Source organism: Streptomyces sp. N50 (assembly GCF_033335955.1).
Lineage (GTDB): Bacteria > Actinomycetota > Actinomycetes > Streptomycetales > Streptomycetaceae > Streptomyces.
In genome coordinates, this window is the sequence record NZ_CP137549.1 from 3,058,029 (window position 1) to 3,080,592 (window position 22,564).

Here is a 22,564-nt window from a genome sequence, read left to right on the forward strand (position 1 = left end):
CCAGAGCGAGTGGAGTGTCTTGTTCAGCACTTCGACGCAGTGCGGGTCCCGGTTCGGCTCGGTACGGGAACCGCAGCCGTCGTAGGCGAAAAAATGGGGCCGTCCGCGATGCGGACGGCCCCGTTCAGGGTTTCTCAGTGGTTGCGCGGGAAGCCGAGGTCCACGCCGGACGGGCCGTCCGCCGGGTCCGGCCAGCGGGTCGTGACGACCTTGCCGCGGGTGTAGAAGTGCGTGCCGTCGTTGCCGTAGATGTGGTGGTCCCCGAAGAGGGAGTCCTTCCAGCCACCGAACGAGTGGTAGCCCACCGGGACCGGGATCGGGACGTTGACGCCGACCATGCCGGCCTCGATCTCCAGCTGGAAGCGGCGGGCGGCGCCGCCGTCGCGGGTGAAGATCGCGGTGCCGTTGCCGAACGGGGAGCTGTTGATCAGCGCCACGCCCTCGTCATACGTGTCGACGCGCAGGACGCAGAGGACCGGGCCGAAGATCTCGTCCTGGTAGGCCTTCGCCGTCGTCGGCACCTTGTCGAGCAGGGAGATGCCGATCCAGTGGCCGTCCTCGAAGCCCTCGACCGTGTAGCCGGTGCCGTCGAGGACGACCTCCGCGCCTTCGGCCGCCGCGCCCGTGACGTAGGACGCCACCTTGTCGCGGTGGACCGCGGTGATCAGCGGGCCCATCTCGCTCGTCGGGTCGTTGCCGGGGCCGATCTTGATCTTCTCGGCGCGCTCGCGGATCTTCTCGACCAGCTCGTCGCCGATCGAACCGACCGCCACGACGGCCGAGATGGCCATGCAGCGCTCGCCCGCGGAGCCGTAGGCCGCTGAGACCGCCGCGTCCGCCGCCGCGTCGAGGTCGGCGTCCGGGAGGACCAGCATGTGGTTCTTGGCGCCGCCCAGGGCCTGGACGCGCTTGTGGTTCGCGGCGGCCGTGGTGTGGATGTAGCGGGCGATCGGCGTCGAGCCGACGAAGGACACGGCCTTGACGTCCGGGTGCTCCAGGAGGCGGTCCACGGCCACCTTGTCGCCGTTGACGACGTTGAAGACGCCGTCGGGGAGGCCTGCCTCCGCGAGCAGTTCGGCGATCTTCAGGGACGCCGACGGGTCCTTCTCGGAGGGCTTGAGGACGAAGGTGTTGCCGGTCGCGATGGCGATCGGGAACATCCACATCGGCACCATGGCCGGGAAGTTGAACGGCGTGATGCCCGCGACCACGCCCAGCGGCTGGCGGATCGAGGAGACGTCGACGCGGCTGGCGACCTCCGTCGACAGCTCGCCCTTCAGCTGCACGGTGATCCCGCACGCCAGGTCGACGATCTCCAGGCCGCGCGCGACCTCGCCCAGCGCGTCGCTGTGCACCTTGCCGTGCTCGGCGGTGATGAGCTCGGCGATCGCGTCGCGGTTGGCGTCCAGCAGCGCGCGGAACTTGAAGAGGATCGTGGTGCGCTTGGCGAGGGACGAGGTGCCCCAGGTCGCGTACGCGTCCTTCGCCGCAGCTACGGCCGCGTCGACCTCCTCGACCGTCGCGAAGGCGACCTTCGTGGTGACCGCGCCGGTCGCCGGGTCGGTGACCGGCCCGTACGTGCCCGACGCGCCTTCGACGGTCTTGCCGCCGATCCAGTGGTTGACGATCTTCGTCATGACCGAGAACTCCTTCACAGATGGCGGCGTCGAGTGGAGACGTGCCGTTCGTACAGCTCACGTGCCTTGACCGCGGACGATCGGGTCGCGGTCGCGGCCACAGGTACATCCCACCAGGCCTGCGCGGGAGGCGCGCCCGACACAGTGTCTGCGGTTTCGGTCTCCACGTAGACACATGTGGGAGTGTCGGCCGCCCGCGCCACGGCAAGCGCTTCACGCAGGTCGCTGACGGTCTTCGCGCGCAACACGCGCATGCCGAGGCTGGCCGCGTTGGCGGCGAGGTCGACGGGCAGCGGGGCGCCGGTGTAGGTGCCGTCGTCGGCCTGGTGACGGTAGGCGGTGCCGAACCGCTCGCCGCCCACCGACTCGGACAGGCCGCCTATCGACGCGTACCCGTGGTTCTGTATCAGCAGGACCTTGATCGCGATGCCTTCCTGTACGGCGGTCACGATCTCCGTCGGCATCATCAGATACGTGCCGTCGCCGACCAGCGCCCACACCGGCCGGTCCGGCGCGGCCAGCTTCACGCCGATCGCGGCCGGGATCTCGTAGCCCATGCAGGAGTAGCCGTACTCCAGGTGGTACTGGTCGAACGACCGCGTCCGCCACAGCTTGTGCAGATCACCGGGGAGCGAACCCGCCGCGTTGATCAGGATGTCGGACTCGTCGACGATCTCGTCCAGCGCGCCCAGGACTTGGGGCTGTGTCGGTCGTACGTCGGGTTCCTCCGCCTCGTAGCAGGCGTCGACGCGCTGTTCCCAACGCTCCTTGTCCTCGCGGTACTCGGCGATGTACGACGCGGTGACCCGGTATGCGTCCTGGCCCAACTCCCCTGCCAGCGCGGTGAGTCCGTCGCGGGCGTCCGCGATCAGCGGCTGTCCGGCGAGCTTGTGGCCGTCGTAGGCACCGATGTTGAGGTTAAGGAAGCGGACGCCGGGGCGTTCGAAGAGGGTGTGGGAGCCGGTGGTGAAGTCGGTGTAGCGGGTGCCGATACCGATCACCAGGTCGGCCAGGCGGGCGAGTTCGTCGGCGGTCGCGGTGCCGGTGTGGCCGATGCCGCCGACGTCCTGGGGGTGGTCGTGGTTCAGGGAGCCCTTGCCCGCCTGCGTGGAGGCGACCGGGATGCCGGTGGCCGACGCGAACTCCGCGAGGGCTGCCTCCGCGCGGCTGTGGTGGACTCCGCCGCCCGCGATGATGAGCGGCCTCTTGGCCTCGCGAACTGCCCTTACCGCTTCGGCGAGTTCGGCCGGGTCGGCGGCCGGTCGCCTTACGTGCCAGGTGCGTTCGGCGAAGAACTCGTCCGGCCAGTCGTACGCCTCGGCCTGAACGTCCTGCGGGAGAGCGAGAGTCACGGCTCCGGTCTCGACGGGGTCGGCGAGTACGCGCATGGCTTGGAGCGCCGCCGGGATCAGGGCCTCGGGGCGGGTGAGGCGGTCGAAGTACTTCGACACCGGGCGCAGGCAGTCGTTGACCGACACATCGCCCGCGTACGGGACTTCGAGCTGCTGGAGCACCGGGTCGGCGACGCGGGTGGCGAAGGTGTCGCCGGGGAGGAGCAGGACCGGGAGGTGGTTGATGGTGGCTAGTGCCGCGCCGGTGACGAGGTTCGTGGCGCCGGGGCCGATGGACGTCGTAACCGCGTGTGCGGACAGGCGATTTGACTGACGGGCATATCCAACTGCCGCGTGGACCATGGACTGTTCGTTGCGGCCCTGGTGGAACGGCATCTCGTCGGAGTACTCGATGAGGGCCTGGCCGAGGCCGGCCACGTTGCCGTGGCCGAAGATGCCCCAGGTCGCGTCGATCAACCGCCGCCGTACGCCGTCGCGTTCGGTGTACTGGACGGACAGGAACCGTACGAGTGCCTGTGCGACCGTCAGCCTCGTCGTCGAGGTCATCGGTAACCACCTGTGCTTTCAACGTGGTCCGGGTGGAAGCAGATCCGCCACTCCCTCGTTCCACCCGGCCCCGCCATGACGTTCAGGTAGTACATGTCGTGACCCGGCTGGGCGATCGACGGGCCGTGCCAGCCATCGGGCACGAGCACGGCGTCGCCGGAGCGGACCTCCGCGAGGACGTCGGATCCGCCCTCACGGGAGGGGAATACGCGCTGATAGCCGAAACCGTTCGGGCCGTCGATCTCGAAGTAGTAGATCTCCTCCAACTCGGCTTCCTCGCCCGGCCGTTGTTCGTCGTGCTTGTGGGGCGGGTACGAGGACCAGTTGCCGCCGGGGGTGATGACCTCGACGGCGATCAGCTTGTCGCAGTCGAAGGCGTCGGCCGAGGCGAAGTTGCGGACGCGGCGCAGGCAGGTGCCGTCGCCGCGTCGTTCCACGGGAACCTCCGGCGCGGGGCCGTAGCGAGCGGGGAGTCGTCGCTCGCACTTCGCTCCTGCCAGGGCGAAGCGGCCTCCCGCGCCGGAGGCGATTTTGACCTGGGCGTCTCGGGGCACGTACGCGAAGTCGGTGACTCCGGCGAACACGCTTTCCCTGCCCAGGAGTTGGAACTCTTCGTCCGCAATTCGCACGGTACATCCACCGCTGAGCGGAAGCACGATCCACTCGCTGTCACCGGTGGTGAAGTGGTGTGTCCCGCCCGGCTCCAGCTCGACGACCCGCAGACTGCTGTGGGTCCAGCCGGCCCGCTTGGGGTCGATGTCCACGGCGTACTGCGGGTTGGCGGCCGAGCCCTTGGGGACGTACAGCTCGGGGACGTACACCTCGGGGACATCCGGCTCGGCGGTCGTCATAACGCGGCCCTCACAGCAGTCCTACGGCGGTGTCCACGGCGGCGGCGACATCGCCGTCCGGCGGGTAGAGCAGCGAGCGGCCGACCACCAGGCCGCGCACGGTGGGGAGTTGGAGGGCGCCGCGCCACTTCTCGTAGGCGCCGTCCTGGTCGTCGCCGACCTCGCCGCCGAGGAGGACGGCGGGGAGGGTGGAGGTCTCCATGACCTGGGCCATGTCGTCCGGGTTCTCGGTGACGGGGAGCTTGAGCCAGGTGTAGGCCGAAGTGCCGCCCAGGCCCGAGGAGATGGCGATGGACTTGATGACGGCCTCGGCGGAGAGGTCGTTCTTCAGTTTGCCCTCGTCGGTGCGGCGGCTGATGAACGGCTCGACGAACAGCGGGAGTCGACGCGCGGCCATGTCGTCGATGGCGCGGGCGGTGGACTCCAGGGTGGTGAGGGAGCCGGGGTCGTCGTAGTCGATGCGCAGGAGCAGCTTGCCGGCGTCGAAGTTGAGGCGCTCGATGTCCTGGGCGCGGTGGCCGGTGAAGCGGTCGTCGAGTTCGAAGCTCGCGCCTTGCAGCCCGCCGCGGTTCATCGAGCCCATGACGACCTTGCCGTCGAGGGCGCCGAGGAGGAGCAGGTCGTCGAGGATGTCGGCGGTGGCGAGGACGCCGTCGACACCGGGCCGGGACAGGGCGAGGCAGAGGCGTTCGAGCAGTTCGGCGCGGTTGGCCATGGCGAACTTGTGCTCGCCGACGCCGAGCGCGCCGCGGGCCGGGTGGTCGGCGGCGACGATCATCAGCCGGCCTGCGTCGTTGAGGAGGGGCCTGCGGACGCGCCGGGCGGCGGCCTCGGCGATCGCCTCGGGGTGGCGGGCGCGGACGCGGACGAGCTCGGAGATGTCGACGCGGGGGCCGGTGCCTGTGCCGGTGCCGGTGTTGCCTTCGTGGCCGGAGACGTCGTCCCCGCCGTCCTGGTCGCCGTGCGCGTGCGTCACACCGTCCCCGCCTTCGTACTGGCCCTCGTACTCGCCCCCGTGCTCGGCGCCCGTCACACGACCCGCCCTCACAGCACCGCTCCGGCGGCGATCGCGCCCTCGACCTCGGCGACCGTGGGCATCGCGGAGGAGCACTCCAGGCGGGAGGCGACGATCGCGCCGGCCGCGTTGGCGTGCCGCATGATCTTCTCCAGGTCCCAGCCGGACAGCAGGCCGTGGCAGAGCGAGCCGCCGAAGGCGTCACCGGCGCCGAGTCCGTTGAGGACGGTCACGGGGAGCGGGGGCACCTCGGCGGTCGTACCGTCGCGGTGCACGGCGAGGACACCCTTGGGGCCCTGCTTGACCACGGCGAGTTCGACACCGGCGTCCAGGAGCGCGCGGGCGGCGGCGTGCGGTTCGCGTACGCCGGTGGCGACCTCCACCTCGTCGAGGTTGCCGACGGCGACGGTGGTGTGGCGCAGGGCCTCCTCGTAGAAGGGGCGGGCCGCGCTCGGGTCCTTCCAGAACATGGGGCGCCAGTCGAGGTCGAAGACCGTCGTACCGGACTTGGCGCGGTGGGCGAGGGCCGCGAGCGTGGCCGTACGGCTGGGCTCCTCGCTCAGGCCGGTGCCGGTGATCCAGAAGATACGGGCCTCGTGGATCGCGTCCAGATCCAGGTCGTGGGCGTCGATCTCCAGGTCCGGGGCCTTGGGCTGCCGGTAGAAGTACAGCGGGAAGTCGTCCGGCGGGAAGATCTCGCAGAATGTGACCGGGGTCGGGTACTCCGCGACGGGCGTGACCCAGCGGTCGTCCACGCCGAAGTCCCGCAGCGCCTCGTGCAGGTAGGTGCCGAAGGGGTCGTCGCCGGTGCGCGAGACCAGGGCGACCTCGCGGCCCAGCCGGGCGGCGGCGACCGCGACGTTCGCCGCCGAGCCGCCGAGGAACTTCCCGAAGGTCGTCACCTGGGGCAGCGGCACGCCCGTCTGCAGCGGGTAGAGGTCCACCCCTAGCCGCCCCATGGTGATCAGGTCGTACGCCATCGACTTCCCTTCGCGCCCGCGCGAGCGGTCCCCCTGAGGACCGGATGCGGAGCGGCTTCGTTTCGGCTCTCCACGGTTTGTAGTCCCGGTGGCCGAGCCCTGTCAATGTTTTGTCCAGACATTCGGACGAGACATGAACAGGTTGAGGGTAAGGGCTTGCACAGTGACGGCCGTGTCCGGCGTGTCCGGTTGTTCGTCGGGTGCGGGTCCGACTGTGGCCGAGCGCGCAGTTCCCCGCGCCCCTTACGGGGCGCCGCAGTCCCGTAGGACTATCAGTGGATGTCTGTTGCTGCCGTGCACATCCGGCGTGGGCACGGGGCCGACGGGTCCTGGGAGACCGCGCTCGCCGTGCCCCATGCCCGTCTGCGGCCCGGGGTGATCAGTTATCGGGGGATGCGGCTGGACCTGGGGCGACCGCGGGCTCGGCTGGAGGCGCCGATCGGGGCGGCCACGTTGCTGCTCGGGTTCGAGGGGTCGGTGCGGATCTCGCGGGCGGGGCGGCCCACGGCGACGCTGGGGTCCGTGTTCTGTGGGCCTACGACCACTGCGGCGCTCGGTGAACACAGTGGGCGGCTCGCGGGAGTTGAGGTACTGCTGATGCCATGGGCGGCGTTCACGCTGTTCGGCACGGCTCAGCACGAATTGGCCGACCGGGTGGTGGACCCCGACGAACTCCCGCACGTACTGGGCTCCCGCTGGGCCGGGCTCGGTGAACTGGCCGCCGCGCTCGCCGCGTTGCCGACCTGGGAGGCCCGATTCGGGCTGCTGGACGACGTGTTGACCCGCTGGTCGGCTGCCGGCACGCCGAGTTCTGAGCGGGTGGTGCGCGCCTGGTCGGAGCTGGTGCGGACCCGGGGCGCGGTGCCGGTGACCCGGCTGGCGGAGGAAGTGGGCTGGAGCGTACGGCAGTTGGAGAACCGCTTCCGGGAACAGATCGGCCTCGGCCCCAAGGCGGCGGCACGGGTGCTGAGGCTGCAACGGGCCCGGCGACTCCTCGCATCCGGCCACAGCCAGGCGGAGACGGCGGCGGTCTGCGGCTTCTACGACCAGGCGCACCTGAGCGGCGAGTTCAGGGCGATGACGGGGTGTACGCCGGGGCAGTTCGCGGTGGCGCGGGTGAGTCCGGCGGTGGCGCGGACGGGGATGCCGGCCGGGGACCGGATGACGGGCGAGGCGACGAGTCTGCTGCTCGCGCCAGGCCGTGGTGCGGATTTTTCCAAGACCGGCCGGGCGCGTTGATGCAGGCTGAGCGCCTGGCCGGTTGATCCCTGGGGACACGAGGGTCCTCAGCGGGTCACCGGCCCGACGGGGGATACGGGGGCAGCGGGCCGGACCTGTCGCAGCGGGTCCGGCCCGCCTTGGGTGTGTGGGTGGGAGGGGGGATCCGGGGCGCCATGAGTGTGTGGGTGAGCCGGGGATCCAGGGCGCCTTGCCGGGGCTGGGACGGGGAATCCGGCCTACCTCGCTCGGGGCCGACGCGGGGGATCCGGGCCGGCTCGGCCGGGGCCGATGCGGGAGATCAGGCCCACCTCCGCCGGGGCCGGTACGGGAGACCAGGCCCACCCGCCACCTCGCCCCAGCGTGCCCGGCTCGCCTCCCCACCGCGCACACCCGTCCCACCACGCCCCCACCACACCCCCACCCCACACGTCAACGCGCCGCGCCCCCGCGCCCGCGTGCGCCTTTGCGTCACCTCTGTCACAAAAGCCCCCCTCGTGTCACACATATCGCGTGTACGCGGGTTTTGCGTCACACCCGGTCGACAGGCGCTTCCCGTCCCTCACTGTGTGTCGTTCACCCGGCACAGGCTTGTGATCGCCAGCGCAGCGCACGGCTCCCCCGACGGCCGCCCCCGGCCGCCGCCGCGGCGCGCGCAGGGAGGTGCACTCATGACCGACCGACGGCTCTGGTCGTACAAGGAAATCGCGGCCCACATCCGGGTCCAGCCCGACACCGTCCGCTCCTACCGCAAGCACGGCCTGCTGCCTCCGCCCGACCACGTGGAGAGCGGCAAGCCGTTCTGGTACGCCGACACGGTCCGGGCGTGGGTGGCCTCCCGGCCGGGGAACCGGGGGCGTAGGGACGACTGACCCGAGCGGGTACGCCGACGCGGTACCGCGCGCCCGGTACCGCGTCCGACCCTCCGGTCACGTCCGCAGGCGCTCAATTCGGTTGCCGGTATGACCGGCCGCGGCCGATCCCTCGATGAACCTCTCCGCCAAACCCGTCCTCACCGGTGAGAAGACCGTCCTCCGCCCCTTCACCGCGTCGGACGCCGATCCGATGTGGCAGTTGATCCAGGACCCGGAGGTCGTCCACTTCACCTTCGAGCCGTCCACCGAGCTCACCTTGGAGCGGCTGCGTTCCCTCTACGGTGCCCGGGCCACCCTGCCCGACCGCCTCGACCTCGCCGTCACCGACCCCGCCACCCGCAGCTGCACCTTCCGCACCCTGATCGGCCCCCGTGGCCGCGACCGGGGCATCGGCACCGAGGCGACCCGCCTGATCCTCGGGTACGGCTTCGAGCAACTGGGTCTGCATCGCGTCCAGTTGGAGGTCTACGGCCACAATCACCGGGCCCGGCGGGTGTACGAGAAGGTCGGGTTCGTGGTCGAAGGCGTGCGGCGCGAGGCCCGGTCGAGGGACGGGGAGTGGGTGGACAAGGTCGTCATGGGGCTGCTCGACCGTGAGTGGAGCGCGCATCGGGGCCACCCCGAGGGAGTCACCTCCACGGCTCGATGACCGTCACCCCCGCTCCCGGCGCCGTGCCCATCGCGGCCAGTGCCGCCGGTGTCTCGTCCAGGGTGATGGTGGCGGTGGCGAGGAGGTCGGGGCGCAGTGCTCCCGACCGGACCAGCTCCAGCATGGGCGGGTAGGTGTGGGCCGCCATGCCGTGGCTGCCGAGGAGTTCGAGTTCCAGGGCGATCGCGCGGGCCATGGGGACGGGGGTCGTGCCCGACGGGGAGGGGAGGAGGCCGACCTGGAGGTGGCGGCCCCGGCGGCGCAGGCCGTTCACCGAGGCCGCGCAGGTCGCCGGGGAGCCCAGGGCGTCCAGCGACAAGTGGGCGCCGCCGCCTGTCAGTTCACGTACCGCCCGCGCCGTGTCCGGGGTGTGCGTGCCGTCCACGCACTCCGCCGCCCCGAACTTCCTTGCCAGCGCGAGCGCTTGGGGTGAGATGTCCACCGCGACGACCCTGGCTCCGGCGGCCGCCGCGATCATCACCGCCGACAGGCCCACTCCCCCGCAGCCGTGCACCGCGACCCACTCCCCCGGCGCGACCCGGCCCCGCTGCACCACCGCGCGGAACGCCGTCGCGAACCGGCAGCCCAGCGAGGCCGCCGTCGCGAAGGTCATCTCGTCCGGCATCGCGACCAGGTTCACGTCGGCGTGGTCCAGGGCGACGTACTGGGCGAAGGAACCCCAGTGGGTGAAGCCGGGCTGGGTCTGGCGCTCGCAGATCTGCTGGTCGCCCGCGGCGCAGGCGGGGCAGGTTCCGCAGGCGCACACGAAGGGGACGGTGACTCGGTCTCCGGGGTGCCAGTTGGTGACCCGGGGGCCTACCTCCTCGACCACGCCGGCGAGTTCATGGCCCGGGACGTGGGGCAACGTGATGTCCGGGTCGTGGCCCTGCCAGCCGTGCCAGTCGCTGCGGCAGAGGCCGGTGGCTTCTACCCGGACGACTACTCCGTGGTCTGCGGGGTGGGGGTCGGGTACGTCTCGTACGTTGGCGAGTTCACCGTATTGCTCGAACACCACCGCTTTCACTTGGGCTCCCATCGCCGTTCTTGTCTACGGGTACGTCGTGGCTGGGCGCGCAGTTCCCCGCGCCCCTAAGTGGGTTCTCTCCTCCCTCGTTGACACCGAATCGGTCGTGGAACCTTCGCAGCGGGGCCGGCGCCCACCAAGTCGCCCGCCCCGTCAGCTTCATCACCGCCGGGACCAGCAGGCTGCGGACGATCATCGCGTCCATCAGGACCGCCAGCGCGATGCCCAGGCCGAGCATCTTGGTGTTGGTGACCCGGGAGGTGCCGATCGCGACCATCACCACCGCGAGGATGACCGCGGCGGCGGTTATCAGGCCGCCCGTGCGCTGGAGGCCGTGGCGGACCGCCTCGTTGTGGTCGCCCGTGCGGTCGTACTCCTCCTTGATGCGGGAGAGCAGGAACACGCCGTAGTCCATGGAGAGTCCGAAGGCCACGCAGAACATCAGGACCGGGAGGGTGGTCTCTATGGAGCCGGTGCTGGTGAAGCCGAGGAGGCCGGAGAGGTGGCCGTCCTGGAAGACCCAGACCACCGCGCCGAACATCGCCGTGAGGCTGAGCGCGTTGAGCAGGACCGCCTGGATCGGGATCAGGACGCTGCCGGTCAGGAGGAAGACCAGGAGCAGGGTGACGACGGCGATGAGGGCGGCCGCCCAGGGCAGGCGGGTGGCTATCGCGTGCTTGGAGTCGACCAGGACGGCCGCCGTGCCGGTCACCTTGGTGGTGAAGGGGGCGTCCGTGGCGCGCAGGTCGCCGACCAGGCGCTGGGCCGCGGCGTCGACCGCCTCGCCCTTGGGCAGCACCGTGAAGTACGCCGAGTCGCCCTTCACCAGGGGGCCGTCCACCCGTGCCACCTCTGGGAGTTGGGCGATCCGGGACTTGTAAGCGGTGTACTGCGCCGGTGTCGCCCGGCCCTCGGCGAGCACTTCGAGGCCGCCGCCGGGGTTGCCCGGGAAGCCGTCCCGGATGTGCTGTTGCACGACGTGGGACTCGGCTCCCGCAGGGAGTTGGCGGTCGTCCGCTGTGCCGAACCTGACGCCCAGGAAGGGCAGTCCGAGGAGGACGAGCACCGCCGCGGTGGCGAGGGCGAAGAAGGGGGCCCTGTGCATCACGAGGTTCGCCAGGCGGGCCCAGCCCGTGCCCTCCTCGCCGGAGACCTTCGCCGGGCGGCCTCGGCGGAACAGGCGCCGTAGATCGAGGGAGTTGACCCGGTGGCCGAGCAGCAGGAGGGCCGCCGGGAGGAGGATCAGGGCGGCCGCCGCGGCCAGCAGGACCACGGCGATGCCCGCGTAGGCGAAGGAGCGCAGGAAATACATCGGGAAGACCAGCATCGCGGCCAGGGAGACCGCGACCGTGAGGGCGGAGAAGAGCACCGTGCGGCCGGCCGTGCGCAGGGTGGTGGCGATCGCCGTCAACGGATCGGCGCCGGTGGCCAGTTCCTCGCGGAAGCGGCGGACGATGAAGAGGGCGTAGTCGATGGCCAGTCCGAGGCCCAGGGCCGTGGTGAGGTTCATCGCGAAGACCGAGACGTCGGTGAACTCCGTGAGGCCGCGCAGCACCGCGTTCGTCCCGAGGATCGCGACGATGCCGATGCCCAGGGGCAGCAGGGCCGCGATCGCGGATCCGAAGACCATCACCAGCAGGAGCAGGGTCACCGGCAGGGCGATCATCTCGGCGCGGGCCAGGTCCTCCTTGATGATCGTCTGCATCTCGTGGCGGACCGCGACGATGCCGCCGACCTTGACGCGCACCGGGCCGTGCGTGCCCCGGAGGGTGGGCGCGATGCGGTCCAGGGTGTCGTTCGTCGCCTTCTCGTCGCCCGTCAGGTGGGCGGCGATCAGCGCCTCGTGGCCGTCCTTCGCGCGCAGGGCGGGTGACTTGGTCCGCCAGTACGAACCGACACCTATGACGCCCTGCTCGCTCTCCAGCCGGGCGGTGAGGCGGTCGGCCTCGGCGGCGACCGCCGGGTCGTCCACCGAGGCGCTGCCGGAGTCGACGAGCAGCAGGAGGTTGGGCTGCGAGGCCGGGAACTCGCGCTCCAGCGCCTTGGTCGCGTACGTCGACTGGGCGGTCGGGTCCTCCCAGCCGCCGCTGCCCAGCCGGTCGGCGACCCCGCTGCCCGCGACCACGGCGAGCGCGGTGAGCACCAGGGCCACGAGCAGCGACAACCGGGGGCGGGCGGTCACGAAACGCGTCCATCCCCCGAGCCGCGGTGGGCTGTTGACTTCGGTCATCGTGCGGTGCTCCCCTTCACCTTGACCCGGCCTCCGCGCAGAGCGGTGGCATGGGTCGGCACTGCAATAGAATGGGAAACACGAGATACCGCTCGCGTTTCGCCGGAGCACCAGAATGCGAGCGACCACTCGCGTTTGTCAACGCCGTTCGGAGAGCTGGGGATAACTCGTGTCCGTGGACCAGGAGAAGGCCGGCCCCCGCCGCCAGGCCCGCGGCGAGCGCCGCATCGCCCAGCTGCTGGAGGCCGCCGCGTCCGTCTTCTGCACGACGGGCTACACCGCATCCAGCACCAACGCCATCGCCCGCGAGGCCGGCGTCTCACCGGGCACGCTCTACCAGTTCTTCCCGAATAAGGAAGCGATCGCGATCGAGCTGGGCGACCGGCTGCTGCACGAGATGCGGGACATGTACGGCGAGGCGCTCGCGCCGATCGACCCGTCGACCCCGCTGGAGGAGGCGGTCGGCGGGGTGGTCGACCGTTTCACCGCCTTCAACTGCCGGCACCCGGTGTTCTTCGCCCTGATGCACGGCCCGGACATCCCCGGCCGGCTCGCCGAGGACCACGACGCGCTGCACGCGAACCTGCTCACCGAAATAGAGGCGGTGATCGCGGCGTTCCTGCCCGCCGCCCCCGCCGCCGACGTCACCCGCACCGCCCGCATGTGCCTGGGCCTCTACAAGGCCGGCCTCGAACTGGTCCTCTCCCACGAGGGCGCCGAGCGCGAGGCCTACGTCCGGGAGCTGAAGAACGTCCTGATCCGCTATCTGGCGCCGATGGTCGCGGAGGCGCGGAGCTCGGCCTGACGGACGGCGAGGACAGCGAGGACAGCGAGGACAGCGAGGAACGGCCTGAACGGCCGTCCCGGACTGCGGTATGCCGCTTACCTACCATAAAGTGCCGGTAAATCTGCCCTGTAGAAGTACGAGGGGATTTGCCGTGACCTACTCTCCGCCGCCCGGTGCGCCCCGGGCCCGCATCCCCGGGCCGCAGCAGCCACCGCCGACGTACCCCCAGATCCGTACCGGACTGTGGAAGCACTGCCTGGGCGGCGGGCTGGCGCTGTGGGTGCTGACCGCGCTGGTCACGTACGCGACGAAGAACACCACCCTCCTGCCGACACTGATCCTGCTCGGCAGCTTCCTGGTGCCGGTGACCTTCGTCCTGTGGGCGTACGAGCGGCACGGGCGCGACCTGGGCGTCAGCGTGATCCTGGGCTGCTTCCTGACCGGCGGCACGCTCGGGGTGCTGGGTGCCTCGGTGATGGAGTACTACCTGCTGCATCCCTCCTTGTGGATGTTCGTCGGCGTCGGCCTCATCGAGGAGGCCGTGAAGCTCGGGGCACTGATGTTCGTGCTGCGCCGGCAGCCCCGGCTGCACGGGATGCGCGCCGGGCTGGTGCTCGGCGCGACGGTCGGCTTCGGGTTCGCCGCCCTGGAGAGCGCCGGGTACGCCTTCAACGCGGCCGTCTCCATCAAGGGCATCGACCTGCGGGCACTCCTGGAGACCGAGATCCTGCGCGGGGTCCTCGCGCCCTTCGGGCACGGCCTGTGGACGGCGATCGCGGGTGGCGTCCTGCTCACGTACCGGCAGTTGAACGGACGCTTCCGTTTCACCGCCCCGGTCGTCGGCACGTATCTCGGCGTCTCCTTGCTGCACGCCCTGTGGGACTCGACGCACGGCATCGCGATCTGGCTGGTGGCACGCCTGTCGAGCACGGGCCTCGACAAGCACCTGTTCGCCCAGGGCTACATCCCGAGCCCGACCGACCAACAGGAGCATCTGTTCACGCTGTTCTCGGTGGGCGGGATGGTGCTCGTCGCCCTGTACGGCATCACCTGGGCGCGGTCGCTGGCCCGGCGCGATCCCTCTTGGAGAAATACCCCCTAGGGGTATACTCTGAGGACAGAGTGAGCCACCGTGGGCCACTCCGACCTCACACGCCTCCACGAGGAGAACGACATGACCGCCCAGACCGACACCCAGGGTTCCGTCACCACCGTCTACAAGGTGAGCGGGATGAGCTGCGGACACTGCGAGGGCTCCGTCTCCGGCGAGATCTCCCAGCTGCCCGGCGTCACCTCGGTGAAGGCCGTCGCGTCGACCGGCGAGGTCACGGTCGTCTCCGCCGGCCCGCTCGACGACGAGACCGTCCGCGCGGCGGTCGACGAGGCGGGCTTCGAGCTCGTCGGCCAGGCCTGACCGGCATCAGCCCGAGCGACACCCGCACGACGATTCTGCTTTCCGACCGGGCCCTGCCGACCAGCTGATACTGGCTCCGCGCGGTCCGGTCCGATGTCTGGAGTCCGGACATGACCAGTACCACCACAGCGACACCCATAGCCGCGGACCCCGAATCGGCCGCCGCCGAGGTCGAGTTGCTCATCGGCGGGATGACCTGCGCCTCCTGCGCGGCCCGCGTCGAGAAGAAGCTCAACCGCATGGACGGCGTCAGCGCCACCGTCAACTACGCGACGGAGAAGGCGAAGGTGAGCTACCCGGCGGGCATCCAGGTGGCCGACCTCATCGCGACCGTGGTGAAGACCGGGTACACCGCCGAGGAACCCGCCCCGCCGGAACCGGAGACGGAAGCCCCGGAGGACGCGCCGGATCCCGAACTCGACTCCCTGCGCGAGCGGTTGACCGTCTCCGCCCTGCTTGCACTGCCCGTCGTGCTGCTCTCGATGATCCCCGCCCTCCAGTTCGACGACTGGCAGTGGCTCGCGCTCACCCTCGCCGCGCCCGTCGTCGTCTGGGGCGGACTCCCGTTCAACAAGGCCGCGTTCACCAACGCGCGGCACGGCGCCGCGACCATGGACACCCTCGTCTCGGTCGGCACGCTCGCCGCGTTCGGCTGGTCGCTGTGGGCGCTGTTCTTCGGCGACGCGGGCATGGCCGGCATGCACGACGAGTTCCGTCTCACCGTCTCGCGTACGGACGGCGCCTCGACGATCTACCTCGAAGTGGCCGCCGGAGTGGTCGCGTTGATCCTGCTGGGCCGCTATCTGGAGGCCCGCTCCAAGCGCCGTGCGGGCGCGGCCCTGCGCGCGCTCATGCAACTGGGCGCCAAGGACGTGGCAGTTCTGCGCGACGGCCGTGAAGTACGGCTGCCCGTGGCCGAGTTGGCGGTCGGGGACCGTTTCGTCTTACGGCCCGGGGAGAAGATCGCGACCGACGGCACCGTCGTCGAGGGCATCTCGGCGGTCGACGCGTCGATGCTGACCGGCGAGTCGGTGCCGGTGGACGTGGCACCGGGTGACACGGTCACCGGCGCGACGGTGAACGCCGGCGGGCGACTCGTCGTAGAAGCGAGCCGGGTCGGTTCGGACACCCAACTCGCGCGGATGGCGCGGCTGGTGGAGGACGCGCAGAACGGCAAGGCCGAGGTGCAGCGGCTCGCGGACCGGATCTCCGGGGTCTTCGTGCCGGTGGTGCTGCTGATCGCGGTCGGCACCTTCGGGGTGTGGCTCGCGGTCACCGGCGATGTGGCCGCCGCGTTCACCGCGGCCGTCGCCGTGCTGATCATCGCCTGCCCGTGCGCGCTGGGCCTGGCCACCCCGACCGCCCTCATGGTCGGCACCGGCCGCGGCGCCCAGCTCGGCATCCTGATCAAGGGCCCCGAGGTCCTGGAGTCCACCCGCCGCGTCGACACGGTCGTACTCGACAAGACCGGCACCATCACCACCGGCCGCATGACCCTCCAGGAGGTCCACGTCGCCGACGGCACCGACGAGCGGGAGCTGCTGCGGCTCGCGGGCGCCCTGGAGCACGCCTCCGAGCACCCCGTCGCGCGGGCCGTCGCCGCGGGCGCGGAGGAGCGGGTCGGACCCCTGCCGTCCGCCGAGCACTTCGAGAACGTGCCCGGACGCGGCGTACGCGGCCGCGTGGAGGGCCGCGAGGTGGCCGTGGGGCGCCTCTACGACGATCTCCCGGAGGAGTTGGCCCGCGCCAGGTCCGAGGCCGAGAGCGGCGGACGTACGGCCGTGGTGGTCGGCTGGGACGGAGCCGCGCGCGGAGTCGTCGCGGTCGCCGACGCGGTCAAGGAGACGAGCGCGGAGGCCGTACGGGAGCTGCGGGCCCTCGGACTCACCCCGGTGCTGCTGACCGGCGACAACCGCGCGGTCGCGGAAGCCGTGGCCGCCGCCGTCGGGATCGCCCCCGGGGACGTCATCGCCGAGGTGCTGCCCGAGGACAAGGTCGCTGTCGTACGACGGCTGCAGGGCGAGGGACGGAGCGTCGCCATGGTCGGCGACGGGGTCAACGACGCCGCCGCGCTCGCCACCGCCGATCTCGGGCTCGCGATGGGCACCGGGACGGACGCGGCGATCGAGGCGAGCGATCTGACACTGGTGCGCGGGGACCTGCGGGTGGCCGCGGACGCGATCCGGCTGTCCCGGCGGACGCTCAGCACCATCAAGGGCAATCTCGTGTGGGCTTTTGGATACAACGTGGCGGCGCTTCCGCTGGCCGCCGCGGGGATGCTGAATCCCATGATCGCCGGGGCCGCGATGGCCTTCTCGTCGGTGTTCGTGGTCTCCAACAGCCTGCGACTTCGGACATTTCGCTGAAGTTCCGCAAAGTTACCGGGAGTTACGGGAAGCTGAAGTAAGAGTCCCCCTAGAGACCGAGGACGGCCTCACATAAGCTCTTCACAAGGCTCGCGCATCATCCTTACGCTGGGGTCCCGACCACGACATCGGGGCTCTTGCGCATCTAACGGACATATGCAAGAGACGCAGATCACAGTGGTGTGAACGTAACCATCGAAGGGCTTCGAAGGTCTAAGTTGACGATGTCAGCAAGCGTCTTGGGGGGCGCGAACTGGCATCTGAGGATGTCTTGGGGGACTTCCTCAGAGATGCGTTGCCGGGGCACGTGCAACGGGGAGCTTTGAGCGGCCCTCCCGACGTGCGATGTCCCGGCAGATCGCACACATCACTGGCTCCACCCAGTAGTACGAGGAGTTTTGCTCGTTCTACTCAAACGAAGCTCAGCTTCATCGAGCTTCGGCAGTACGCAGTACAGCGATTCAGGCGCTGGTTCTCAAAGACGCCCGGCCGGATCCCGTGGGGGGAATCCGCACCGGGACATGGGAAGGCGCCCTGTACGCCGGCCCGTGGGGGGACCGTCGGCAGGGCGCCTTCTTCCCACCCCTTTTTAAGGCTCGGTTCGCCTCCGGGGCGCCAAAGTCCGTGTCGAGACCACGACCGTGCTCGACCCTGCGGGCCTCCGCGCGCTCGCGGTCTCGACACGGACGCGCCCCTTCGGCTCACTCGCCGACGTGAGGCGAGGGAGTCGAAGGGGCGGCTGCTGCAACACCGGTGTTTTTGGCTTTTAGGGGCGCGGGGAACTGCGCGACCAGCCCCCACCGGGCCCGCGGCAAACACACAACGGACCCAGCGGAGCTACTCGCTTCAGCGACCCTCAACCGGGATGAAGTCCCGCTCGACGACACCGGTGTAGATCTGACGCGGGCGCCCGATACGCGAACCGGGCTCCTTGATCATCTCGTGCCACTGGGCGATCCAGCCCGGGAGGCGGCCCAGGGCGAACAGGACCGTGAACATCTCGGTCGGGAAGCCCATGGCCCGGTAGATCAGGCCGGTGTAGAAGTCGACGTTCGGGTAGAGGTTGCGCGAGACGAAGTAGTCGTCGGAGAGCGCGTGCTCTTCGAGCTTCAGCGCGATGTCCAGCAGCTCGTCGGACTTGCCGAGGGCGGAGAGGACGTCGTGCGCCGCCGCCTTGATGATCTTCGCGCGCGGGTCGAAGGACTTGTACACCCGGTGGCCGAAGCCCATCAGGCGGACGCCGTCCTCCTTGTTCTTCACCTTGCGGATGAAGGAGTCGACGTCGCCGCCGTTGGCCTGGATGCCTTCCAGCATCTCCAGGACCGACTGGTTGGCACCGCCGTGCAGCGGGCCCCACAGCGCGTTGATGCCGGCCGAGATCGAGGCGAACATGTTGGCCTGCGAGGAACCGACCAGGCGGACCGTGGACGTGGAGCAGTTCTGCTCGTGGTCCGCGTGCAGGATCAGCAGTTTGTCCAGCGCGGAGACGACGACCGGGTCGAGGTCGTACTCCTGCGCCGGGACCGAGAAGGTCATGCGCAGGAAGTTCTCGACGTAGCCGAGGTCGTTGCGCGGGTAGACGAACGGGTGGCCGATCGACTTCTTGTACGCGTACGCCGCGATCGTCGGAAGCTTGGCGAGCAGACGGATCGTGGAGAGGTTGCGCTGCTTCTCGTCGAACGGGTTGTGGCTGTCCTGGTAGAAGGTGGACAGCGCCGAGACGACCGACGACAGCATCGCCATCGGGTGGGCGTCGCGCGGGAAGCCCTTGTAGAAGTTCTTGACGTCCTCGTGCAGCAGGGTGTGCTGCGTGATGTCGTTCTTGAACACGGTGAGCTCGTCGACGGTCGGCAGCTCGCCGTTGATGAGCAGGTAGGCGACCTCCACGAACGTGGAGCGCTCGGCCAGCTGCTCGATCGGGTAGCCGCGGTACCGGAGGATGCCCTGCTCACCGTCGAGGTAGGTGATGGCGGATTTATAGGCGGCGGTGTTCCCATAGCCGCTGTCCAGCGTCACCAGACCGGTCTGGGCGCGGAGCTTCCCGATGTCGAAGCCCTTGTCGCCGACGGTGCTGTCGATCACCGGGTAGGTGTACTCGCCGTCGCCGTACCGCAGTACTACAGAGTTGTCGCTCACGTCATCCCTCACCGACGTTGTGCCTCTTCTTCGAGGTTGCCCTGACTGTCTCTACCATCCCCCATTTGGCGCAGGAGAGTGCACTCGGGGTCGACCATTGGGCCTATTGGCGGCACTCAGTGCCGCCAACCTGTTCATCCTGCCCCCTCTACCCCGGCATCTGGAAGTGCTGTGTGACCTTCCTGACTCATTTGATCGATCATTTTTTGTGATGAGTCCGACGGCGGGCCCGAACACCTGCGCTCACGGGCCCGAGAGCCTGAAGTCCAGTGCCGTGCAGCGCCTGCCCGCCGACACCGTGCGGACCGCCTGGCCTATCGCCTTGCGTGAACCTACGAGGACGACCAGTTGTTTGGCCCGGGTCACGGCCGTATACAGCAGGTTCCGCTGAAGCATGGTCCACGCGCTCGTGGTGACCGGGATCACGACGGCCGGATATTCGCTGCCCTGGGAGCGGTGGATGGTCACCGCGTAGGCGTGCGCCAGTTCGTCGAGTTCGTCGAATTCGTACGGAACTTCTTCATCCTCGTCCGTCAGCACCGTGAGGCGCTGATCCACCGGGTCGAGTGAGGTGACGACGCCCACCGTGCCGTTGAAGACGCCGTTCTCGCCCTTCTCGTAGTTGTTGCGGATCTGGGTGACCTTGTCGCCGACCCGGAAGACCCGGCCGCCGAACCGCTTCTCGGGGACGTCGGGCCGGCCGGGCGTGATCGCCTGCTGCAGCAGGCCGTTGAGGTTGCCCGCGCCCGCCGGTCCCCGGTGCATGGGCGCGAGGACCTGCACGTCCCGGCGCGGGTCGAGCCCGAACTTGGCCGGAATGCGCCGCGCCACCACGTCGACGGTGAGCCGGCCGACCTCCTCCGTGTCGTCCTCGACGAAAAGGAAGAAGTCCTTCATGCCGTCGGTGACGGGGTGCTGCCCGGAGTTGATCCGGTGCGCGTTCGTGATGACGCCGGACTGCTGGGCCTGTCGGAACACGCGCGTGAGGCGTACGGCGGGGATCGGGCCGCCGTCGGCCAGCAGATCGCGCAGCACCTCGCCGGCGCCGACGCTGGGGAGCTGGTCCACGTCTCCTACGAAGAGGATGTGGGCTCCTGGGGGCACTGCTTTGACGAGCTTGTTGGCGAGGAGCAGGTCGAGCATGGAGGCCTCGTCGACGACCACCAGGTCCGCGTCCAGGGGGCGGTCCTTGTCGTACGCCGCGTCGCCGCCGGGCTTGAGTTCCAGGAGGCGGTGGACAGTTGAGGCTTCGGCACCGGTGAGTTCGGCGAGGCGCTTGGCCGCGCGGCCGGTGGGGGCGGCGAGGACGACCTTGGCCTTCTTGGCGCGGGCCAGCTCGACGATGGAGCGGACCGTGAAGGACTTGCCGCAGCCGGGGCCGCCGGTGAGGACGGCGACTTTTTTCGTCAACGCGAGCCGGACGGCGGCTTCTTGCTCGGGGGCGAGCTCCACGCCCGTACGCCCCTTCAGCCACGCCAGCGCCTTGTCCCAGGCCACGTCGTGGAAGCCGGGCATGCGGTCCGCGTCCGCGCGCAGGAGGCGGCGGAGCTGGGCGGCGAGGGAGAGTTCGGCGCGGTGGAAGGGGACCAGGTAGACGGCGGTGACGGGGTCGGGGCTGCCGTCGAGTCCGGGGACTTTTTCGCGTACGACCCCGGGGTCGCCCGACTCCTCGTCCGGGAGGGCGAGTTCGGCCAGGCACTCGATGACGAGGCCGGTGTCGACCTGGAGGAGCTTGACCGCGTCGGCGATCAGGCGCTCTTCGGGGAGGTAGCAGTTGCCCTGGTCGGTCGCCTGCGAAAGGGCGTACTGGAGGCCTGCCTTGACGCGCTCCGGGCTGTCGTGCGGGATGCCGACGGACTGGGCGATCTTGTCGGCGGTGAGGAAACCGATGCCCCAGACGTCGGAGGCGAGGCGGTACGGCTGGTTCTTCACTATCGAGATCGACGCGTCGCCGTACTTCTTGTAGATGCGGACCGCGATCGACGTCGACACCTCGACGGTCTGGAGGAAGAGCATGACCTCCTTGATCGCCTTCTGCTCCTCCCAGGCGTCGGCGATCTTCTTGGTGCGTTTGGGGCCGAGCCCCGGGACCTCGATGAGGCGCTTGGGCTCGTCCTCGATGATCTGGAGGGTGTCCAGGCCGAAGTGCTGGGTGATGCGGTCGGCGAAGACCGGGCCGATGCCCTTGACGAGGCCGGATCCGAGGTAGCGGCGGATGCCCTGGATCGTGGCGGGGAGGAGGGTCGTGTAGTTCTCGACGGTGAACTGCTTGCCGTACTGGGGGTGCGAGCCCCAACGGCCCTCCATGCGGAGGGATTCACCGGCCTGTGCGCCGAGCAGCGCGCCCACGACGGTGAGGAGGTCGCCGCCGCCCCGGCCGGTGTCGACGCGGGCGACCGTGTAGCCGTTCTCCTCGTTGGCGTAGGTGATGCGCTCCAGGACGCCTTCGAGGACGGCGAGGTGTCGCTCGCCCGTCGCGTTCCCCGCCTGATTGGACATGGTCCGACGGTACCGGGCGGGTGTGACAACGGGCTGGGGAGTCCGGCGGCCCCGCGACATCGCCGCCTATTTCACAGACTCGGCCCCGGCCTCCGCGCCGCGACACCATGGTCTCCAGCACGACTTTGCGTGACGCGCGAAAACCCCGACTGCCGGGCCTTCAAGAAAGGCCCGGCATCTCCTGGCACGCCCCAGCCTCACGGGACGGAATTCAATCCACGGGATGGAACTCCGGGAGAATTCGACCACCAGAATGGTGGGAATTTACGCGGTTCCGTCCTTGTAGACGGGGTGGTAGTCGGTCGAACCGCTGACCTTCACGACCCACACGCGGACGGGAGTTCCTTCCTTGATGTCGCCGGTCACATAGCCCGAGCAGTAGTCGGCGGTATGCCCGCGGGTGCTGACCTTGCGGTCGATGTCCCCGTCGCGGCCTATGTCGAGCCTGACCTCGATGCCCCAGCCGTCCGACGCGATGTCACAGGCCGCGATCGCGTCCCCGGGTGCGTCACCGTAGCCGATCGAGTCGGGGCCCGGGTCGTAGTTCCACACGCCGTACCCGCCGCCTTCGTAGGCGCCATAGCTCCAGTACGCCGCGGACGCGGAGTTGGCCGTGACCAGTCCCAATCCGAACGCGCTCAGTGTGATGCAGACAGCCCGCATCTTGCCCAATTTCACGCTGTTCCCCCATTCTTTATTGCCCAAACCCGACCGTTCCTGATCTCAACAGACCACGGCGGCCCCCTAATTGGCAGATTGAGCCTAGCAGATTGCGATCTTGCCGCTATATGGGATTTCCGGATCAGTGGTTGTCGGTCGGGGAGCACGCGTCGAAAGTCGCGAGGTGAGCACCCGCTCTCGGCGGCCCGTTCTCAACCAGAAGGCGGCCGGGGCGCCGAGCGAGGCAGGTTGCCCTCCCGCATCACCGCGCGCTCGTACCGCGCCACCTCGCGCAGCGTGGAGCCCTCCCGACCGGTCCACCGAG

The 22,564-nt window shown here is 69.7% G+C and carries 17 protein-coding genes; 7 read left to right on the forward strand and 10 right to left on the reverse strand.

The features are described 5' to 3' along the window. Positions 1-134: 134 nt before the first annotated feature. From mmsA to iolC, 5 genes are all read right to left on the reverse strand, one after another. Positions 135-1,637, reverse strand: a complete 1,503-nt coding sequence (gene mmsA, locus R2B38_RS13365) for a CoA-acylating methylmalonate-semialdehyde dehydrogenase (protein WP_318016430.1) — start codon at positions 1,635-1,637, stop codon at positions 135-137. Between the two features lie 14 nt (positions 1,638-1,651). Continuing rightward, positions 1,652-3,535 carry a 3D-(3,5/4)-trihydroxycyclohexane-1,2-dione acylhydrolase (decyclizing) gene (gene iolD, locus R2B38_RS13370; protein ID WP_318016431.1) on the reverse strand — a complete coding sequence of 628 codons (1,884 nt, stop codon included), beginning with the start codon at positions 3,533-3,535 and terminating at the stop codon, positions 1,652-1,654. After that, positions 3,532-4,386, reverse strand: a complete 855-nt coding sequence (gene iolB, locus R2B38_RS13375; protein ID WP_318016432.1) for a 5-deoxy-glucuronate isomerase — start codon at positions 4,384-4,386, stop codon at positions 3,532-3,534. The genes iolD and iolB overlap by 4 nt, the downstream gene beginning before the upstream one ends. Before the next feature lie 10 nt (positions 4,387-4,396). Then, entirely contained in the window at positions 4,397-5,266 is an 870-nt protein-coding gene (locus R2B38_RS13380) for a deoxyribose-phosphate aldolase (protein ID WP_318021669.1), read from the reverse strand. A 164-nt stretch (positions 5,267-5,430) separates the two neighbouring features. Further along, entirely contained in the window at positions 5,431-6,381 is a 951-nt protein-coding gene (gene iolC, locus R2B38_RS13385) for a 5-dehydro-2-deoxygluconokinase (protein ID WP_318016433.1), read from the reverse strand. A gap of 279 nt (positions 6,382-6,660) precedes the next feature. On the opposite strand from iolC, the gene R2B38_RS13390 reads away from it, so the two are divergent. From R2B38_RS13390 to R2B38_RS13400, 3 genes are all read left to right on the forward strand, one after another. Further along, the gene (locus tag R2B38_RS13390) at positions 6,661-7,620 is read left to right on the forward strand and encodes a helix-turn-helix domain-containing protein (RefSeq protein ID WP_318016434.1); all 960 of its coding nucleotides are present in this window, start codon (positions 6,661-6,663) and stop codon (positions 7,618-7,620) included. A 650-nt stretch (positions 7,621-8,270) separates the two neighbouring features. Further along, entirely contained in the window at positions 8,271-8,471 is a 201-nt protein-coding gene (locus tag R2B38_RS13395; protein ID WP_200691293.1) for a helix-turn-helix transcriptional regulator, read from the forward strand. Between the two features lie 115 nt (positions 8,472-8,586). Continuing rightward, positions 8,587-9,123: a GNAT family protein gene (locus R2B38_RS13400; protein WP_318016435.1), complete on the forward strand. Its 537-nt coding sequence runs from the start codon at positions 8,587-8,589 to the stop codon at positions 9,121-9,123. Here the strand turns inward: R2B38_RS13400 and R2B38_RS13405 are convergent. Together R2B38_RS13405 and R2B38_RS13410 are read right to left on the reverse strand one after the other, a co-directional pair. Then, a complete protein-coding gene (locus R2B38_RS13405; RefSeq protein ID WP_318016436.1) occupies positions 9,104-10,147 on the reverse strand; it encodes a zinc-dependent alcohol dehydrogenase family protein in 1,044 nt (347 codons plus the stop codon). The genes R2B38_RS13400 and R2B38_RS13405 overlap by 20 nt on opposite strands. Next, positions 10,116-12,377 carry an MMPL family transporter gene (locus R2B38_RS13410; protein WP_318016437.1) on the reverse strand — a complete coding sequence of 754 codons (2,262 nt, stop codon included), beginning with the start codon at positions 12,375-12,377 and terminating at the stop codon, positions 10,116-10,118. Before R2B38_RS13410 ends, R2B38_RS13405 begins: the two co-directional genes overlap by 32 nt. A 169-nt stretch (positions 12,378-12,546) precedes the next feature. Here R2B38_RS13410 and R2B38_RS13415 point away from each other — a divergent pair, with 169 nt between their 5' ends. From R2B38_RS13415 to R2B38_RS13430, 4 genes are all read left to right on the forward strand, one after another. Beyond that, positions 12,547-13,182 carry a TetR/AcrR family transcriptional regulator gene (locus R2B38_RS13415; RefSeq protein ID WP_318016438.1) on the forward strand — a complete coding sequence of 212 codons (636 nt, stop codon included), beginning with the start codon at positions 12,547-12,549 and terminating at the stop codon, positions 13,180-13,182. 133 nt (positions 13,183-13,315) lie between these two features. Then, the gene (locus R2B38_RS13420; RefSeq protein ID WP_318016439.1) at positions 13,316-14,266 is read left to right on the forward strand and encodes a PrsW family intramembrane metalloprotease; all 951 of its coding nucleotides are present in this window, start codon (positions 13,316-13,318) and stop codon (positions 14,264-14,266) included. A gap of 72 nt (positions 14,267-14,338) precedes the next feature. Continuing rightward, positions 14,339-14,578 carry a heavy-metal-associated domain-containing protein gene (locus tag R2B38_RS13425; protein WP_318016440.1) on the forward strand — a complete coding sequence of 80 codons (240 nt, stop codon included), beginning with the start codon at positions 14,339-14,341 and terminating at the stop codon, positions 14,576-14,578. A gap of 110 nt (positions 14,579-14,688) precedes the next feature. Beyond that, on the forward strand, positions 14,689-16,944 hold the full coding sequence (locus tag R2B38_RS13430; protein WP_318016441.1) for a heavy metal translocating P-type ATPase: 2,256 nt from the start codon (positions 14,689-14,691) through the stop codon (positions 16,942-16,944). An 846-nt stretch (positions 16,945-17,790) separates the two neighbouring features. On the opposite strand, the gene R2B38_RS13435 is transcribed toward R2B38_RS13430, so the two are convergent. The 3 genes from R2B38_RS13435 to R2B38_RS13445 all read right to left on the reverse strand — a co-directional run bounded on the left by R2B38_RS13435 (position 17,791) and on the right by R2B38_RS13445 (position 22,257). Further along, on the reverse strand, positions 17,791-19,080 hold the full coding sequence (locus tag R2B38_RS13435) for a citrate synthase (protein ID WP_043669475.1): 1,290 nt from the start codon (positions 19,078-19,080) through the stop codon (positions 17,791-17,793). A gap of 243 nt (positions 19,081-19,323) precedes the next feature. Then, entirely contained in the window at positions 19,324-21,579 is a 2,256-nt protein-coding gene (locus R2B38_RS13440; protein WP_318016442.1) for an ATP-dependent RecD-like DNA helicase, read from the reverse strand. A 264-nt stretch (positions 21,580-21,843) separates the two neighbouring features. Then, a complete protein-coding gene (locus R2B38_RS13445) occupies positions 21,844-22,257 on the reverse strand; it encodes a hypothetical protein (protein WP_318016443.1) in 414 nt (137 codons plus the stop codon). Between the last annotated feature and the right edge of the window lie 307 nt (positions 22,258-22,564).

Coding starts and splice junctions, on each gene's coding strand:
- R2B38_RS13440 (WP_318016442.1), bottom strand. CDS start 21,579: ATGTCCAATCAGGCGGGGAACGCGACGGGCGAGCGACACCTCGCCGTC.
- R2B38_RS13410 (WP_318016437.1), bottom strand. CDS start 12,377: ATGACCGAAGTCAACAGCCCACCGCGGCTCGGGGGATGGACGCGTTTC.
- R2B38_RS13425 (WP_318016440.1), top strand. CDS start 14,339: ATGACCGCCCAGACCGACACCCAGGGTTCCGTCACCACCGTCTACAAG.
- R2B38_RS13390 (WP_318016434.1), top strand. CDS start 6,661: ATGTCTGTTGCTGCCGTGCACATCCGGCGTGGGCACGGGGCCGACGGG.
- iolC (WP_318016433.1), bottom strand. CDS start 6,381: ATGGCGTACGACCTGATCACCATGGGGCGGCTAGGGGTGGACCTCTAC.
- R2B38_RS13400 (WP_318016435.1), top strand. CDS start 8,587: ATGAACCTCTCCGCCAAACCCGTCCTCACCGGTGAGAAGACCGTCCTC.
- R2B38_RS13395 (WP_200691293.1), top strand. CDS start 8,271: ATGACCGACCGACGGCTCTGGTCGTACAAGGAAATCGCGGCCCACATC.
- iolD (WP_318016431.1), bottom strand. CDS start 3,535: ATGACCTCGACGACGAGGCTGACGGTCGCACAGGCACTCGTACGGTTC.
- mmsA (WP_318016430.1), bottom strand. CDS start 1,637: ATGACGAAGATCGTCAACCACTGGATCGGCGGCAAGACCGTCGAAGGC.
- iolB (WP_318016432.1), bottom strand. CDS start 4,386: ATGACGACCGCCGAGCCGGATGTCCCCGAGGTGTACGTCCCCGAGCTG.
- R2B38_RS13430 (WP_318016441.1), top strand. CDS start 14,689: ATGACCAGTACCACCACAGCGACACCCATAGCCGCGGACCCCGAATCG.